At 38.8% G+C, this 16,980-nt stretch carries 11 protein-coding genes and 1 tRNA gene; 4 read left to right on the forward strand and 8 right to left on the reverse strand.

The genetic code is table 11. The annotated features are described in order from the left end of the window. The first annotated feature begins 197 nt into the window (after window positions 1-197). The 3 genes from HXT39_RS01745 (at window position 198) to HXT39_RS01755 (ending at window position 4,021) form a co-directional block, all read left to right on the forward strand. Window positions 198-1,391 (forward strand): SLC13 family permease, encoded by a 1,194-nt coding sequence (locus tag HXT39_RS01745; protein ID WP_064621705.1) that lies wholly within the window; start codon window positions 198-200, stop codon window positions 1,389-1,391. Window positions 1,392-1,470: 79 nt separating this feature from the next. Continuing rightward, window positions 1,471-1,543, forward strand: a tRNA-Arg gene (locus HXT39_RS01750). 543 nt (window positions 1,544-2,086) lie between these two features. Further along, window positions 2,087-4,021, forward strand: a complete 1,935-nt coding sequence (locus HXT39_RS01755; RefSeq protein WP_103013835.1) for an SIR2 family protein — start codon at window positions 2,087-2,089, stop codon at window positions 4,019-4,021. 328 nt (window positions 4,022-4,349) lie between these two features. Here HXT39_RS01755 and HXT39_RS01760 read toward each other — a convergent pair whose 3' ends face one another. From HXT39_RS01760 to HXT39_RS01780, 5 genes are all read right to left on the reverse strand, one after another. Next, window positions 4,350-4,754, reverse strand: coding sequence for a Fur family transcriptional regulator (locus HXT39_RS01760; protein ID WP_004106002.1), 405 nt, complete (start codon window positions 4,752-4,754; stop codon window positions 4,350-4,352). Window positions 4,755-4,774: 20 nt separating this feature from the next. Further along, on the reverse strand, window positions 4,775-5,947 hold the full coding sequence (gene purK / locus HXT39_RS01765; RefSeq protein ID WP_004108378.1) for a 5-(carboxyamino)imidazole ribonucleotide synthase: 1,173 nt from the start codon (window positions 5,945-5,947) through the stop codon (window positions 4,775-4,777). Beyond that, window positions 5,931-6,395 (reverse strand): 5-(carboxyamino)imidazole ribonucleotide mutase, encoded by a 465-nt coding sequence (gene purE / locus HXT39_RS01770; protein WP_217430584.1) that lies wholly within the window; start codon window positions 6,393-6,395, stop codon window positions 5,931-5,933. Before purE ends, purK begins: the two co-directional genes overlap by 17 nt. 113 nt (window positions 6,396-6,508) lie before the next feature. After that, window positions 6,509-9,172, reverse strand: coding sequence for a bifunctional lysylphosphatidylglycerol flippase/synthetase MprF (locus HXT39_RS01775; protein ID WP_081378942.1), 2,664 nt, complete (start codon window positions 9,170-9,172; stop codon window positions 6,509-6,511). A gap of 1 nt (window position 9,173) precedes the next feature. After that, window positions 9,174-10,553, reverse strand: coding sequence for an alpha/beta hydrolase (locus HXT39_RS01780; RefSeq protein WP_012914357.1), 1,380 nt, complete (start codon window positions 10,551-10,553; stop codon window positions 9,174-9,176). A 310-nt stretch (window positions 10,554-10,863) separates the two neighbouring features. Here HXT39_RS01780 and HXT39_RS01785 point away from each other — a divergent pair, with 310 nt between their 5' ends. Beyond that, window positions 10,864-12,933 carry an LTA synthase family protein gene (locus HXT39_RS01785; RefSeq protein WP_076002951.1) on the forward strand — a complete coding sequence of 690 codons (2,070 nt, stop codon included), beginning with the start codon at window positions 10,864-10,866 and terminating at the stop codon, window positions 12,931-12,933. Between the two features lie 115 nt (window positions 12,934-13,048). On the opposite strand, the gene purD is transcribed toward HXT39_RS01785, so the two are convergent. From purD to purF, 3 genes are all read right to left on the reverse strand, one after another. Then, a complete protein-coding gene (gene purD / locus HXT39_RS01790; RefSeq protein WP_103013837.1) occupies window positions 13,049-14,320 on the reverse strand; it encodes a phosphoribosylamine--glycine ligase in 1,272 nt (423 codons plus the stop codon). 41 nt (window positions 14,321-14,361) lie between these two features. Then, on the reverse strand, window positions 14,362-15,396 hold the full coding sequence (purM, locus tag HXT39_RS01795) for a phosphoribosylformylglycinamidine cyclo-ligase (protein ID WP_103013838.1): 1,035 nt from the start codon (window positions 15,394-15,396) through the stop codon (window positions 14,362-14,364). 96 nt (window positions 15,397-15,492) lie between these two features. Beyond that, window positions 15,493-16,980 (reverse strand): amidophosphoribosyltransferase, encoded by a 1,488-nt coding sequence (purF, locus tag HXT39_RS01800; RefSeq protein ID WP_004105975.1) that lies wholly within the window; start codon window positions 16,978-16,980, stop codon window positions 15,493-15,495.

A 16,980-nucleotide genomic window follows, 5' to 3' on the forward strand; every position in this document is an offset into this window, starting at 1 on the left:
TCTTTAAACGCAATTTTTGCAATGCGCGTGTCATAAAAAAGGGCGGAATTTTGTGTTAGCTACTTTAGGCTAAATCACGCTATTAATAGTTGCTAATTTATTGTTATTGCAACGATTTTGTCGGGAATTTAACCCGATTGTAGGACTGGGTTTCTAGTACAATAGAACCATTGTGTCTATTGCGTTACGGAGGAATGATGAAGCGCTGGCTGTTGAATCTGGTCAAGTGTGAAACCATTCTTATTGTTGCCGCAATTTTAGCGGTTATTTCTTGTTTTTTTGTACCTCCAGATCCGCAATATTTGAGTTATATTCATGTCAACACTATTTCGCAATTAGTGTGTCTTATGATGGTTGTGTGCGGGTTCCAGCGCATTGGTGTGTTTCGATCTATTGGTGCGCGTTTGCTAAGGCATGTGCGCACTGAGCGCGGCTTGGTGCTCGTGCTTATGTCGTTAACATTCTTTTCAGCAATGTGGATCACGAACGACGTTGCTTTGGTTACTTTTGTGCCTTTTGCGCTATCTGTGCTCGTAATGGCGAATGCTGAAAAGCAGTCAATTCTTGTAATTACGCTTATGACCATTGGTGCCAATGTTGGAAGTATGCTCACTCCTATTGGCAATGCTCACAATCTGTATTTAAAGGCGTTGACTCATATGTCTACGCAAGATTTTTTGAAGATTATGGCTCCTTATACGATTACAGCAGCACTGTTGATGATCGTGTTTGCATTCGTATTCTTTAAGTCGCGCACAGTTGACCAGTTTGCAGGTTTGCACGGTGACGATATTGAACAAAGCGTGTTGGCTCCTTCGCATGGTCATCCGCAGCCTGATGAAATTCGTGTTATGGGTTACGGCATGAATTTTACTCGCTGGCGTGTTGCTGTTTATAGTTTGCTGTTTGTCGTTTGCTTGTGTGGTGTTAGTGGATGGATTCCTGACTGGATTATGGTGCTTATTATGGTTGCAGCTTTTCTTGTTTGCGACCGCCACGTATTCCGTGTTTTAGATTGGGCTTTGCCACTCACGTTTATTATGTTCTTTGTTTTTATTGGCAATATGCGCCGAGTTTCTGGATTTAGCGATCTTGCGCAAATGTGGGTTGGTGCGCATCCGATGGAAGTTTCTATTGCTTCAAGCCAATTTATTAGTAATGTACCAACGACAATTCTGCTTTCTGGATTCTGTGATCAGTGGAAGCTTCTTATTATTGGCACGAATCTTGGTGGAATGGGTACTTTGATTGCTTCTATGGCTTCGCTTATTTCTTATAAGGGAATTACGCACCAGTATTCGCATTACCGTGGGCGTTATTTGCTCACGTATACTATTGTCAATGTGTTCTTTCTTGCAGTGTTGATGTCACTTGCGTGGATTATTGAATAACAATTTTTATATAAACGTTTGATATTTATAATTTTATGGCGCGTTGATAACAGTTTTTTGGTATAATAACCATTTGTTTGCCTCTGTAGCTCAAAGGATAGAGCAACGGCCTTCTAATCCGTTGGTTGCGCGTTCGAGTCGCGTCGGGGGCACGATGAAATCTTGAAATAGCATAGTGCATTTCAAGATTTTTCAGAGTGCCTAGCTTGCTTATGGTTGAAAGCACTGTGTGCTTTCAACGCAAGCTTAGTCTGCCTTATCGGACATTTTGTGGAACATTTGCCGGGGATTTTCCGACATTTTTCTTTACAACGCTGTAAAGTTTCTGTCGCTTTTCGCAGATTTGGAAAACATTTTTCCTAGCGGCGAATGTGCAGAAAACAGATTCGATTACAGCAAAACGCTTGCATTACAAGGTCTAAGACAAGATTTTTTACACACCTTTGGTTTATAACCGAGCTTGGGCTATAACTCCAAAAGTGTGTAAAGCTGAGCTTCTGGATATTCTGTGTTATAAGGCACAGCCCAAACATTGTTGTAATACATATATAAATATATAAACTTTTGCGAAAAATAAAGTAGTGAGTATAATTCACGTTTTAGATATGTAACATTGAAGTTTTTATAGATTTTGTATTCTTCATAAAAATTAAAATATTTAGATTATTGTCAAAATTTTCTCAAAGGAGATTGTGATGGTGAATGATATCGTATTTGAAGATAGTAATAAAAAAGATAAAGAAGAATTGCTTGATTGTTTGATGAAAGAAAGAGGTTTATTTTTTACTGGATCAGGAATCAGCATTGAATCTGGGGTTGCAAAAGTTGATGATGTCTTACAACATACTTGTGATAAATTCTTGATGGAATTTGATAAATGTGGTTGGTGTGTCCCACAAAAAGAAATGTCTCGTAAAGATTATATTTGTAAAATAGTTCAACCAGAGCTATTTTATTCAGTACTACTGGAATGTACAGGGGATGACCGTGTTTTAGAAATGTGGAATTGTCTTAAAAAAGATCATTTCACGAAGGACTATGAACCGCAACCAAATATAATACATTATTTCATAGTAGCTTATTCATATTTTGCAAAGGTTCCAATTTTTACCATGAATTATGATAAAATGTTCGAATCATCTTGCGAAAAGCTTAGACTGCCCCATCTTGTTTATGTTGATTGTCCAACTGATGAATCACTTGAATCACAAGTAGTAATCTGTAAATTGCATGGAAATTTAAGAGAAAATTCAGGGAATATAGTAACAAAAGATGATATTGCAACAACAATGCCAGGTATTTCCAAAAAAAGCGATTTTGCAGATTATGTAAAAAGTAATATTAAGACGCATGACGTGTGTATTTGGGGATATAGCGGAAGAGATGTGGATTATTTTCCGATTTTGCGAAATAGTCATTATGAGGACAGAAAATTTTTCTGGACGGTTGGAAATCCTAAAGAATCTGAAATTGATAAGCTAACAGAAGAAAATGCTTCATCATTGCATAATGTAGTCAAGATAACAGGATATCCATCCAATATGAAAGATGAGTTGATGAATGTGTTATCAACTTTTGATGGCGGCAGTGATATTGTTGATCATATTCGTGAACTAACTAAGGACAGCTCAGTTTCTACAGAAGAAAAAGAAAAATTTTTAAAAGAAATTGAGTCAAACATTGATGCGAAAAATATATCTTTTAATAAAGAAATATTCTGGATGTTGCTTTTGCAAAGAACTGGGCAAAATAAAGATTTGAAATGTATGATTGAAAAGTTGTCTGAAAAATACGATGATGATGATTGTAATTCATTAACTAGTAAAGAAAGAATTATATTGCTAAAAGCGAGGATTTCCCTTGCAAGAGAAAGTGCGGATTTTGATAAATATCGTCAACTTGCGAAAGAACTAAAGAAAACAGCAAAGAAATACGGATTGTCATCTATAGACAGGCGCCAATATTTAGCAGATTCAAAAATCGAATATGTGTCTTCGTTGCAAATGCGTGTTCCATCGAGCCTTTCTTTAAAAGTTCCGTTATTAAGAAGAAAATACGGTTTATTGCTTTTAGTTAGGATTCGTTTTGCACTTGTGAATAGCATGTTTATTCGTGATGAAGAATTGTATAAGAGTAACGAAGTCATTGCACAAGAATGTGAACTTAGGTCTTTGGCAATAGACTGTAAAATTCCATTTTTAAAGAAACGTGCAAAAAGAAAACTTAGAAGTTTATTGGCAAGAGCTAAGGCTATAGGTAATCACGCAACAATAATTGGAGCTTGTAAGTATCTCTGCAGATTATATCCATACAATAAAGATGAGTATGAGCACATGGTTAAAATCGTTGGAACTATAGGAAGTGATTTGAGTGCATTGTCTATCATTTATAGGGATGAAGATGTCAATAAATCTTTAGAAGAAGCTAAGAAAAATGATAATACTTTGAACATCGTGAAAGCTATTTTTAAAAAGAAGTCTCTTATAAATGATTGTACGGATTTGACAATTAGTGATGAAGAAAAAGAATTGCTATTTAATTCCATCAAAAAGATTACTCCAAAAAGTTTGAAGAAAACGCTTTTGCACATAGGAAAACGAGAGGGTTTATTTTTAAAAAATAGCAAGTAAAAGTCATATACAAAATTTAAGTTGAATGCAACAGAATATAATAAGCTACAAAAGCATAGTTTCAATAAAATTGAGGATTATTTGTTTATTAATAAAATTAAAAAATGAATATGTGGAATAAAGGGTGATGTGAGAGTACTCATCTGCGCCAGTAACGACAAGAACGTAAAAATACGTTATTCGCGCAGAACGTAATCTGCAGGAGTAACGAAAGAACGGTATTGAGTGTTACTTGTGCAGTACGCTGACTGCGTCAGTAACGAAAAAACGTCATTGAGCGTTACTAGCGCAGAAACCAACCTGTACGTGTCTTAAAGACGCGTACAGGTTACTTATCTTCTTCGCGGCAGCTTTCGCATAAGCCAAATACTTCTAGCGTATGATCCACCACAGTGTACCCGTGAGATTCAGCTACTTTATGAATCCATCCTTCGTCGTCAGGCGGCTCAATGTCGACGGTTTTTCCGCAACGTTCGCACACTAAATGATGGTGATGAGTATTTTCATCGCAAATACGGAATAATTGCTGTCCATTAAAGCGCACGGTATCTACTTCGCCGCTTTGAGTTAAAGAATTAAGTTGACGATACACTGTTGCTAAGCCAATAATCTCCCCGTCTTTGGCGAGTATTCGGTGCAAATCTTGTGCAGAAACAAAATTACGAGACTCGCGTAAGTAGGAGAGTACTATTTCTTTTTGTTTTGTATGTCTACGCATAGGCTCACTAGACATTTCGCATCCTTTCGTCGTTTTTAGTCTAGCTCGTCGTCCCAGCAGCCTGTTGCATCTAATGCTGCAGCAGCGTCAACAGGATTATCGCATAGCACAGTAATATGACCCATTTTGCGATTCTTACGAACTTCAGCTTTTCCATAATCATGTATATGCCATTCTGGATGTTCCAAAATCAGCGAACGTGTAGGAGCCACATGTTGCCCAAGAACATTTACCATAACAGCAGGGGAAAGTAGCTTAGGCTTCTTTAAAGGCCAACCAACAATACCGCGAATATGTGCTTCAAATTGATCCATATCGCAAGCTTCAATCGTATAATGCCCGGAATTGTGAGGGCGAGGAGCAAGTTCGTTTACTACTACGCGATTATCTTTAGTGATGAAAAGCTCGATTCCTAATGTTCCTGCTAGTTCGAATCCTTTAGCTAAGCGCAAAGCTAATTCGTGAGCTGTTTTTTCAACTTCAGGATCAACTACTGCAGGAGCTAAAGTCATGTGCAAAATACTATTGTGATGCACGTTTTTTACTAGAGGATAAGTTACGAAATCCTTACCATTTCCAGAAACCAAGATTGATGCTTCAAAAGCAAAATCGACGAAACCCTCGAGAATTGAAGGAGGGAATTTTCCTCCGCGATCCGAGCGATGGTGAATGTTAGCAACGTCTTCTTCTGTGCGCAAAACATCTTGACCATGACCGTCGTAGCCGCCGCGACGAGTTTTAAGAATTGCTGGCAAGCCTATTTCGTCAATAGCAGCATCTAAGTCGTCCAAATTATTTACTTCACGCCACGGAGCTGTTTCGATTTTATGACTATTAATGAACGTTTTTTCACTGACGCGATCTTGAGTTACGCGTAACAGGTCAGTTCCTTGTGGGATTGCGGTTAAATGACGAACTTTATCAAGTGCGTCTGCGTTAACATTTTCAAATTCGTAAGTTAATACATCGCAACGTTCAGCAAGCTCACGTAAGCCTTCAGGATCGTCGTAATTAGCTTCAACCTGCAAATCTGCTACTTGGAACACAGGGCAGTCAAGCGTAGGGTCAAGAACACCAATACGAAAACCCATATGGCGAGCTGCAATAGCCATCATGCGCCCTAACTGGCCGCCGCCAATAATTCCAATAGTGGATCCTGGCATTAAACGTTCAACAGCACCATTAGTTACTTCAGATAAGGTTGGCATTTGATTCCTCGACTTTTTCTTTTAGTTCATTGCGATATTCTGCTAGTTCTTTAGCAAGACGATTATCAGTTGTACTTAGAATACTTACAGCAAGCAATCCAGCATTTGTCGCACCAGAGTTTCCAACTGCAGTAGTTGCAACAGGAATACCTCCTGGCATTTGTACTATTGAAAGCAATGAATCCCAGCCTGATAGCGCATGCGAGCGTACTGGCACTCCAATAACAGGAATCGTGGTTTGTGCCGCAATCATGCCAGGCAAGTGGGCGGCTCCACCGGCTCCAGCAATAATAATGTGGAAACCGTTTGAGCGAGCATTATGCGCAAAATCTGCCATTAATTCCGGTGTACGATGTGCGGAAATAACTCGTTTCATATACGGAACTTGGAATTTATCTAGAATTTCACAAGCATGACGCATGGTTTCCCAATCACTTGAGGATCCCATTACGACAGCGACGGTTGGCTTTACTTCTGACACGATGAACCTCCCTGACGTGCACTTGTTACTTTACGCAACACTAGGGAGAACTCGCCGAAGTTTATCTAAAACTTAACAAATTATTTGTTCGCTTCATTGCTTTTTGGTCGCAACGATTTTACCATTTCTAGTATTTGTTTAGGATTAGCTTCCGGTAAATAGGCGTGAGTTACAGCTAGTGAAATCTGAGCTAATTTTGCAGAATCCATATAGCAAACATATACGGAACTTGCGGATGGCTGGAATTTTTTCTTGAAGAAATATAGCGATTTGAACCCATAAGCTGGTTCCAAAATGTCAGACATCATTTCTAGCGCATGATTAATAACGTTAGAAGATTTTTGACCATTTTCGTTCAATATGTCTTCGTTTATGCCAGCTAGAGGTGCTGCAGAAAGGCTCATAAATTCTACAGAACAGTCTGGGTTTTCTAATCCTTCATCTCTTAAACGTTCTGCCATTCTAGCAATTAATAATTCCATAATCCCATTAGGACTATCTGTGCGGTGACGCATAAAATCAAGTGTCCAACCAATAATTCGATTATTTCTATACGTTGGCATCCAGCTTGTTACTCCAAGTACCCTGCCGTCTTCATTAATAGCGTATAAAATTTTGACGCGGCTATCTTGAAGTTCGTCAAGTCCTCCGAGAGTAAATTTCATTTCTGGAAGAGCTTTTAACTCTGCCCATTCTTCTGAAATTTCTACAATTTGTTGCCGTACGTCCCAAGAGGCTTCGTTATAAGTTGTAAGTACGTCGGCAATTCCATCTCGTTTTGCTTTGTTTATAGCTGTACGAATATCTTGCCATTTTTTCCCTCGCGTCTGCCAAGTATTAGGGTCTACTAGCATGTCTGTTCCGACTTTAATAGAAGTAAATCCAAGTTTTTCTAGTTCTTGACGCGTTTTATCGTGCACAGCATAGAATGCTGGAGACCACGAATTTTGTTCGCAGAATTTAATAAATCCTCGAATATCTTGTGAATACTCTTTTTCATCTCCAAAAGGTTCTGTAAGAGTGAGCGCAATACCGTAATTTAGTCTATAGGCAATTGCAGATTGCCCGCTTTGAGAGAACCAATAATGGTTATTCGCCCAAGTCGTCATAAAGCTCATTGTGTTTCCACCAAGTTCTACTAATGAGCTTGCTTTTTTTCTATCGTTTTCGCTTGTAGAGATGCTGCTGCGGAACCACGTAAAGCAGACAATAAACAATATTGTCCAGAATATCACGCCCACGCTTTGTGCTAGTAAAGAAGATAGGGGTGTTTCAGTGCGAAGCATTGCGTTAGATCTGTTTCCAAATCCCATAGGCATCCAGCGCCCTGGTAAATCTCGCAATAAGTGGTAAATATCAGCAGATGGAGTAAATTCTTCAGGTATCATAAGACCAAAAGCAACATATCCAGCACCAGTTATATACAATGCTATAAAAATTGCTATTAGTCCCAAACGTGCCTGTAGTTTGCTCGTATGAACAGAAAAATGCTTTAAATTAATTATCAACAAAATAGTAAGCAATAATGGTGGGAGAGCGGTAAGCATAAAAGCAACAGCAACAGCATTATGTTGATGTTCCAAAATATTTTGTTTTGTGGCAATTAAAGGCAAAACAGTGAAATACATTCCTGCATATAGCACAGTCAGTGCGTTTATAAATATAGAAGTTAATGCAGCTAGTCTACGCCCTCGTAACATTCCCCACGCAATAATCATCAGTGTGATGCTTGGTAATAGAATGCGAATCCATAATTCGCCAATTGCAGCGTGATGTAGACCTGAATGAAGAAAACAATTATTTGTGCTGTAATTTGTCATGCATCGCGTAAGCCATGTCTTAGAGCCTAGTTGCGGTGACATAAACAAACCAAGAGTAGTAAGAATTCCTGCGTGAGAGCGTGAAGATAATGCCAACACTGGACCTAATGCAATAATGCTCTGAGCTACTGCAAAAAGCCTACGAATTTCGTAATCTGTACCTTCCCACCAGTTTACACTTCGTTTAACGCCTTTTGTTTTGCTCATAATATTGCCGATGATGTGTCCTGTAAGGGCTGCAATAATAGTGCAATAATCGCCTGGATTTCCACTATAAAGAAGCATTGCTGAAGTAGTAGCGTATCCAATTACTAAAGTTCTTCTGCGCCACAAAATAGATTCGTAAGATGCAGAAGCCATAAAAGCGCCAATAAACAGTGTGAATGGAGATAGTCGAATAGGAATCTTGGTAATCCAATGCATGTTTCGAATAATGATTGAAAGATTACCTATGATTGTTAATCCTACAATTATGCCAACAAGTGTGCTAAATATTGCAATATAAATAATATTAAGTCTACTTATACGAGTTTCTGCAACGCCAATAAGTACGGCAACAAGTAAACAATTAACCATAAGAGATGGCATATTATTTACGAAAATAAGCGAATGGCACACTTTTATCAGCAGCTCTGTGACGTTTCCGTGCCCGAAGAATAGGCTTGGACCTTTTGAATGATGATGTCGCATAAACAATTGTGCAAGAGTAGCGCTTGTGCCATAAGTATAAAAATGCATAAGTGCTAATACGAGCCAGTGTATGCAATTTATAACAATAAAAATGCATGTAAGCGTTAATGCAAAAACTTTATGTTGCATCCAGGTTATGAAATCGTGCATCAATATTTTTGTATGCCGAATTGCTGAATGTTTAGAATCAGAATCATTTTTCTTACAACGTTTATGAAAGAAAGACAGCATCATATTAGTCTCGATTCACTTGCTGGTTGATAAGAATTTGTACATTTTGGTAGGTATTAAGTTTTGGTGCAGTGCTTGAAATACCTGTTTTTTTGCAGAATTGATCAATTGCTATTTTTAATCCAGCTTTTACTGTGTGCCAATCATGACCATTGCCTTGAGAAAGCATGGTTATAACATTCATTCCAGCGCGATGTGCGCTTAGTGCGATGGTTGCCTGATTCGCTTGAGATTTAGTATCCCATGAGCCCGCAATAGCGTAATAATTTTGTTTCAAAGGAGCATTTTTACGCATTATCACGCTAGGTATATGTCGCTCATATTCTGATGTGTTTCCATTGAAATAATGATTAATTGTTTCTTGGCGATTCTTATATGTTGGTTCTAGTTCCCCTCCGGCAGAAAAAATGTTTCCAAATATATCAGGGTGAGATGGAACTAGTTGCGTTGAGCAAGTGCCTCCTTGTGAGAAGCCGCCCATAAGCCACATTTTAGGATCTTTGCTTACTGGCAAATGTTTGCGTATCCATTTAGGAACATCATTAATTAAATATGTTTCTGCTTTGCCGAACACATGTGTATCCGCACACAGAGAATTATGCGAAGATTCACCATTTTGGTCAGGGGCTACAACAATAGGTGCAAGACCGTAGTGATTTTTCGCGTAATTGTCTAAAGTATTTGCAATATCGCTTGCTGCAAAAAAGTGATTAGGGCTACCAGGTTGTCCTGCAAACATGACCATAACTGGCAGTTTTGGTGGTTTTTTAACAAGTGCAGCAGGTGGCAAGTATACGTTTGCTATTCTGGCATTGAAATGTGAAGCAGTGTTAGGGATATAAACTGAACGAACAATACCTTTTTTAGGCAGTTTTGGCAGTTTTTGTTGTGCTGCTAACTCTCTCCATTGTTTAATACTAGAGGATGCGGATTTTTGCTTATTAACTTCTAGTTTTGGAAAACCACCCATTCCAAATATTGAACCTATTGTCGTGTATTCCCCATAAATCATGTCTACATGAAGAGCTGTGCTTGCTAACGTCAAGATAATAGCTATTACTGCAACTAGTTTTCTCCATTTGTGTAAGAAAACAAATGCTGTTGCTGCAAAACCTATAAGCCCGAAGCCGCATGCAATAGAAAAAATAACGAGCCATCCAAGACTTACTTCGAATACAAGAAACACGTCAGAAATAAGCCAAGCAATTATTCCACCGACAAAAAATGTTATGACACCTATTGCAAGTTGTATTAGTAAGTGGAACATTTTCTTGCCGCGTTTTGTTTTCATAAAAAGCAACAAGACTAAAGAAATACCATTTACGCTAAAAAGGCTTACTGGTAGCCATCCTTGCAAAAGACTCACTTTTGCCAATTGCAGCATGTTTGACTCCTATACTTTCTAGTCTAATTTGCGTACCAGTTACTAATCTAAGCGACATGTACGCACAGTAATTGCCCAACCTAGTAATGTAATGCTAGTATCTGAAATTTTCCTCAATATTTGTTTTATTTTTTATTATTTATTCTATTTAAATAATAAATAACGAAACATATATTGTAATCAGTCCTAAGTATTAAAATTGCTATTTTTTCTTGTTTCAATGCATTGTTAAAAATTTATGACGATAGCAATAAGTAAACTTGCACATTATTAGTAATAATTAGTACGTGTGTGATTTATTGAGGATAGTATGAAGTCATTTTTGCGCTTGAAAGTTCCGTATTGGCTGTATGCATTTCTTTTCTTTGTTATTGACGGCATGTCGGTAATTATTGTGCAAATGGGTGTGCAGCGCGCTGGAAGAGTTGAGATGACTTCTGCAATGTCTGGTGGACGTTGGGGATTAATAACTAAAACCTGGAAAGAACTTAATTTCGTTATTGTTCTTAGTGCGCTCGTTGTTGCGATGATATACGGTTTAATTCTTTTGATTAGTAACCGATTTTGGATATCAAGTGCAATAATTCTAAGTGTTTCATTGCTTATTGCTGTTATTGAATATATGAAAGTAAATGTTCGTTATGAAACTATTCTTCCTGCGGACTTAAACTTTTTAAAAAGTAACACTGGTAATGTCGCTTCATTTTTGCCAGATAATGCTCCTATGGTCATTGGTGTTGCTTTAGGCGTTTTTATTTTGCTTTTAGTTACAACTGTTTGCTTACACATATTTGATACAAATCATGGAAAGATTGTGCGATTTAAAGATTGGCGTTATTCTGCTGGTATTCGTGTTGCAATTGCGTTGATTTTAATAGGGAATTTAAGCTGGTATATTGGCGGCGTTGGCACAGTTGACTCTTCGGCTAATGTTTTTTCTAAAATGCTTGGTGACAGTCCTGCTATGTGGGATTCTGTTTATGACGCTCAACGCAATGGTGCTATTGTGGCATTTTTGCGTAATGTAAATCCTAAAATTATGGATAGGCCGGCTGATTACAGTGAAGAAACTATGAAGGCTGTATACAAGCGTTATAACGATGAAGCTAAACGTATAAATCGTTCTCGTACAACAAATATGAACGATAATACTTTTATTCTTATCTTGTCTGAATCGTTCTCTGATCCTACTCGTGTTCCTGGTTTGAAGTTGAACAAGAATCCAATACCATTTATTAGCAATTTAAAGAAGCATACGGATAGTGGTTTGATGCTTTCTTCTGGTTATGGTGGCGGTACTGCAAATCTAGAGTACATGTCTTTAACTGGTTTGAGCATGGCTAATTTTGATCCTTCAATGACGAGTCCGTATCAGCAGTTGGTTCCTAATGCTCAATGGTCTCCAACTATTAATCAATATTGGGATGATTCTCGTAATTCTATTAAATCTATAGCTTTCCACCCGTATGAGCCGAGCATGTATTTGCGCGCTACTAATTACAAAAAGTTTGGATTTAGTAAGTTCTACGCATTGCAAGGACCTGATGTTATTGCTCACCGTGATGTTATAGATAAATCACCGTATGTTTCTGACGCATCAGCATATAAGAGTGCGTTAGAAAAGATTAAAGAGCATAAGCAACCTAGGTTCGTACAAATTGTTACTATGCAAAACCATATGCCTTATAGGGATTGGTATGCGAATAATGAATTCGAAGCGTCTTCTAAAGATGGTGCCGCTGATCTTGGTGATGATGAAAAAACTTCTATTGAAACGTATGCTAAGGGTGTGCAGCACACTGATGAGGCAACACAAGCGTTTTTGAAGAGTTTAGATAAACTAAATAAGCCTATTACTGTTATGTTTTATGGTGACCATTTGCCAGGAATTTACGGCACTGCAAGTTCAGATGAAAAGAATTCATTGTCTTTGCATTTGACTGATTATTTTATTTGGTCAAATAAAGTTGCTTTGGAGCGTAAAGAGCGTAGTGAGAAAAAATCTTCAAACAAAAATGTAGAGCATTCTAATACAAGTAAAGATGTAGATCGTACTAATAAGTATTCTTCACCTAACTTCTTTATTTCTCAGGCTGCTTTACATATGAACGCTAAAGTTTCTCCGTATCTTGCTTTCTTAACTTGTTTACATGAGCATGTGAGCGCTATGGAGCCTCCTGTTGTAAATACTATTCAAGGCTGGGATAGAATTCCTGAGGGACAATCAATTTATTTGGATAACGATGGTAATCCTATGATTTTGTCTAAGATGGATAAGAAGTCGCGTCAACTTCTTCATGACTATCGCTTAATACAATACGATATTACTGCTGGAAAGCATTATTTGCGTAATACTGATTTTCTGAAATTACCGCGCTAAAAGCTAGTTTGATTATTACAATGCCCCTCGTTTGTATTTGATACATAGTATGTTTCAAATAGCGAGGGGCTTATTGATTTGCAATTTGTTAATGAAAACTATATCAATTAACAAACTATTTTAAGGCTTTAGATGCGATATCATGCCTAAAGAACATGTGTGGAAGATTAAGCTTATTTAATATGCTGTAGACGTTGTTTTGAGCGTCTTTTACGTCATCTCCATGCACTTGCACAAGAGCTACTCTACCTGAAGAAGTAAGAAGTTTGCCGCTTTCTTCATCGCTTTTTACTCCTGCATAATACACGTGTTGACCTTGATTTTCGTCAACAGGAATTTGAGGAAGAGGAGTTCCAGTAACTAAAGTGCCAGGGTAGCCTTCGCTTGCAATAATTACGCCGAGCGTAACACCGTTATTTTTCCAAGTAAAAGTTGGGCTTTTATGTCGCAAAATATTCCATATAGCTTCACCAAAATCTGAAGTAAGGCGAGGAAGCACAACTTCTGTTTCTGGGTCTCCAAAGCGAGCATTAAACTCAATAACTTTAGGACCTGTTGCTGTATCAATTAAGCCAGCATAAAGCACGCCGGTAAAAGGCGTACCCTCTTTAGCTAGTCCTTCAACAGTTGGGCGCACAATTTCGTCGATAGCACGCTGAACTGTTTCGTCGCTAATTTGCGGCACAGGGCTATAAGCTCCCATGCCTCCAGTATTTGGTCCTTTGTCTCCGTCATAAGCACGCTTGTGATCTTGAGAAATAGGCATAACCCAAAAATCAGTTCCGCTTACAAAACTCATAAGCGAAAACTCTTGACCTTGCAAAAATTCTTCAATAACAACTTTTGCTCCAGCTTGACCAAAACGATGATCTACGAAGATATCATCCAAAGCATCAACTGCTGTTTGCTCATCCATAGCAACAGTAACGCCTTTTCCAGCAGCCAAACCATCCGCTTTAATAACAATTGGAGCACCATGCTCAAGAACGTATGTGCGTGCCGGCTCCAAAGCGTCAAATGTTTTGTAGGAGGCAGTTGGAACGTTGTGACGAGCCATAAGCTTTTTTGCGAAATCTTTAGAGCCTTCAATTTGAGCTGCGGCTTTGTTTGGACCAAAAGCGGCAATTCCATGCGCTTCAAAATCGTCAACAATGCCATTCATAAGGGGAACTTCAGGACCAATGAACGCAAAATCGTAATTATTGTCTTTAACGAACTTAATAAGAGCGTCATGATCTGATTGACTTATGTTTGCAGTTTGAATGCCATCTGCTGCAATACCAGGATTTCCAGGAGCAACAGTTACTTCTTCAACGCTTTCTCCTTTAAGTAGCGCGTGTGCAATAGCATGTTCGCGAGCGCCAGAACCAACTACTAAAACTTTCATTTTTGATCCTTTATTGCTTTAAAATTTTGCTGTTTTGTGGATTACAACAATTCGACTGCAACGTTTTCGCGCTTAGCCATTTTGCCAATAATATAAGCGGTTTCGTTATGCTCTTTTAGTATTCGCATTGCCTCGTCTGCTTTGTTTTCGTCAACTGCCAAAACCATGCCAATACCCATATTAAAAACGTTGAACATTTCAGCGTGAGCAACTTTTCCAGCTTTTTCAATAACTCCAAAAATAGGTGGAACGCTCCAGCTAGTGGTATCAATTTTTGCAGCCAAATCATCTGCGTACATGCGTGGAACATTTTCAATAAATCCGCCGCCTGTAATATGAGCAACTCCCTTAATAAGATGTTCTGCAAAAAGTGGCTTTAAAGCTTTTACGTAGATTCGAGTAGGTTCAAGAAGAACTTCGCCAAGTGTTTTGCCATTAAGCTCATCTAGCTTGGTGTCAACGCTAAAACCTGCTTCTTCAAACAAAGCTTTGCGAACAAGAGAGAATCCATTTGAATGAACTCCTGAAGAAGGAAGTCCGATAAGCACGTCGCCGGCAGTAATAGTGGAGCCGTCAACAATATTCGAACGTTCTGCAACGCCTACTGCAAAACCTGCAAGATCGTACTCGTCTTCGTCATACATTCCAGGCATTTCAGCAGTTTCGCCGCCAATTAAACCTGTCTCTGATTGCACGCAACCATCTGCAACGCCTGAAACTACCTGCTCAAGTATTTCAGGATTGTTTTTTCCGCATGCAATATAATCGAGGAAGAAAAGCGGCTCGGCACCTTGAGCTGCAATATCGTTTACGCACATTGCAACGCAATCAATGCCAATAGTGTTATGCTTATTCATCATTTTTGCAATCACAAGCTTGGTTCCAACGCCATCCGTGCCAGAAATCAGCACTGGCTCTTTGTAACCAAGAGATGCCAAATCAAATAAGCCGCCAAATCCGCCAATGCCGCCTACAACGCCTGGGCGCTTTGTGCGATTTACATGAGATTTAATACGACGTACTACTTCGTATCCTGCTTCTACGCTTACGCCAGCTTCTTCATATGCGTGTGGCATATTGGTTCCTTTCGTAACAATGTTATAAGTATTTTCTTAAGTTTTATTTATAAATTGCAATGAACAATTTAATTAATAAATAATCAAGTTATTAAGTTATATAAGATTTTCGTGTGAATATTTACTGTGCTTCCTTACTTCTTGCAAATGTTCGCGTTCTTCAGGAGTAAGGGAAGCCAAGAATTCTTCGCCATAATCGTCTAGTGCAGTAGGGTAGTCGCCATTAAAGTAAGCAACGCACAAACCGCCATAAGGAGCAGGCTTTTTTAATCCAATCGACTCGACTAATCCATCTAAAGACAAAAATGCTAAGGAATCAGCATCAATATACTCGCGAATTTCTTCAACTGAATGCTTTGCTGCAATAAGTTCCTTCGTAGTTTGAATATCGATACCGTAGAAGCAAGGATATTTAAGCGGAGGGGAAGAAATACGCATATGCACTTCTTTAGCGCCAGCTTCTCGAAGCAATTGCACAATGCGCTTAGAAGTAGTTCCGCGAACAATCGAATCGTCAATAACGATAACGCGTTTTCCTGCAACTACACCACGAACAGCAGAAAGTTTCATACGAACGCCTTGCTCGCGTAATTCTTGCGTCGGTTGAATAAAAGTGCGTGCAACATACTGGTTTTTAATCAATCCCATTTCGTTTGGAATTCCGCTTGTTTCAGCGTATCCTGCAGCAGCAGAAAGTGAAGAATTAGGAACTCCAATAACCATATCTGCTTCAACAGGAGATTCTTTAGCCAAACGTGCACCCATGCGCTTTCGTACAGAATGAACATTAATACCGTAAATATTAGAATCTGGGCGAGCGAAATAAATAAATTCCATTGAGCATACTGCATGCTGCACGTGCTTTGTATATTGCTCAATAGTGTAGCCATCGTCATTAATAACAATGATTTCGCCAGGCTCAATATCGCGAATAAACTCTGCTCGCACAATATCAAGCGCACAAGTTTCAGAAGCAAGCACGTACGCGCCGTTCTTCATACGACCAAGCGAAAGAGGGCGGAAACCATTTGGATCAGTCGCTCCGATTAGTGCATCTTGAGTAAGCAATAAGTAAGCAAAACCGCCATGAACAGTTTGTAAAGCTTCTTTTAGGCGATCCATAAAAGTTGCTTTACTGGAGTGGCGAATTAAATGCATCAATATTTCAGTATCAGAATTTGAGTGGAATATTGAGCCTTTATCTTCCAAGGAATTACGTAGGCTAGTGCAATTTGTCAAATTTCCGTTATGAGCAAGAGCTACGTCTCCATCGTGGAAACGGAATAGGAAAGGCTGAATGTTATCAACGCTTCCAGAACCTGCAGTAGCATATCGCACGTGACCGATAGCCCTGTTTCCAGTAAGACGATCCATAACTTGTTCATTGCTAAATACTTGAGTTAGCAATCCCAATCCGCGATACCCATGCAATTTGCCATTGTCGTTAGATACAATGCCGGCACCTTCTTGTCCTCGATGCTGTAGCGCATGAAGTCCAAAATATGTCAGCCTAGCTGCATCTTGATGACCCCACACACCAAATACGCCGCATTCTTCGTGAATATCTTCAAGTTCTGCAGACAT

This window comes from Gardnerella sp. DNF01159 (genome assembly GCF_049244215.1).
Taxonomy (GTDB): Bacteria; Actinomycetota; Actinomycetes; order Actinomycetales; family Bifidobacteriaceae; genus Bifidobacterium; species Bifidobacterium swidsinskii.

Excerpts from the sequence above, each read along its gene's own strand:
- HXT39_RS01745 (WP_064621705.1), top strand. The coding sequence starts at position 198 with ATGAAGCGCTGGCTGTTGAATCTGGTCAAGTGTGAAACCATTCTTATT.
- purD (WP_103013837.1), bottom strand. The coding sequence starts at position 14,320 with ATGAAAGTTTTAGTAGTTGGTTCTGGCGCTCGCGAACATGCTATTGCA.
- purE (WP_217430584.1), bottom strand. The coding sequence starts at position 6,395 with ATGGGATCCTCAAGTGATTGGGAAACCATGCGTCATGCTTGTGAAATT.
- HXT39_RS01760 (WP_004106002.1), bottom strand. The coding sequence starts at position 4,754 with ATGTCTAGTGAGCCTATGCGTAGACATACAAAACAAAAAGAAATAGTA.
- HXT39_RS01780 (WP_012914357.1), bottom strand. The coding sequence starts at position 10,553 with ATGCTGCAATTGGCAAAAGTGAGTCTTTTGCAAGGATGGCTACCAGTA.
- purF (WP_004105975.1), bottom strand. The coding sequence starts at position 16,980 with ATGTCTGCAGAACTTGAAGATATTCACGAAGAATGCGGCGTATTTGGT.
- purM (WP_103013838.1), bottom strand. The coding sequence starts at position 15,396 with ATGCCACACGCATATGAAGAAGCTGGCGTAAGCGTAGAAGCAGGATAC.
- HXT39_RS01785 (WP_076002951.1), top strand. The coding sequence starts at position 10,864 with ATGAAGTCATTTTTGCGCTTGAAAGTTCCGTATTGGCTGTATGCATTT.
- HXT39_RS01755 (WP_103013835.1), top strand. The coding sequence starts at position 2,087 with ATGGTGAATGATATCGTATTTGAAGATAGTAATAAAAAAGATAAAGAA.
- HXT39_RS01775 (WP_081378942.1), bottom strand. The coding sequence starts at position 9,172 with ATGATGCTGTCTTTCTTTCATAAACGTTGTAAGAAAAATGATTCTGAT.
- purK (WP_004108378.1), bottom strand. The coding sequence starts at position 5,947 with ATGCCAACCTTATCTGAAGTAACTAATGGTGCTGTTGAACGTTTAATG.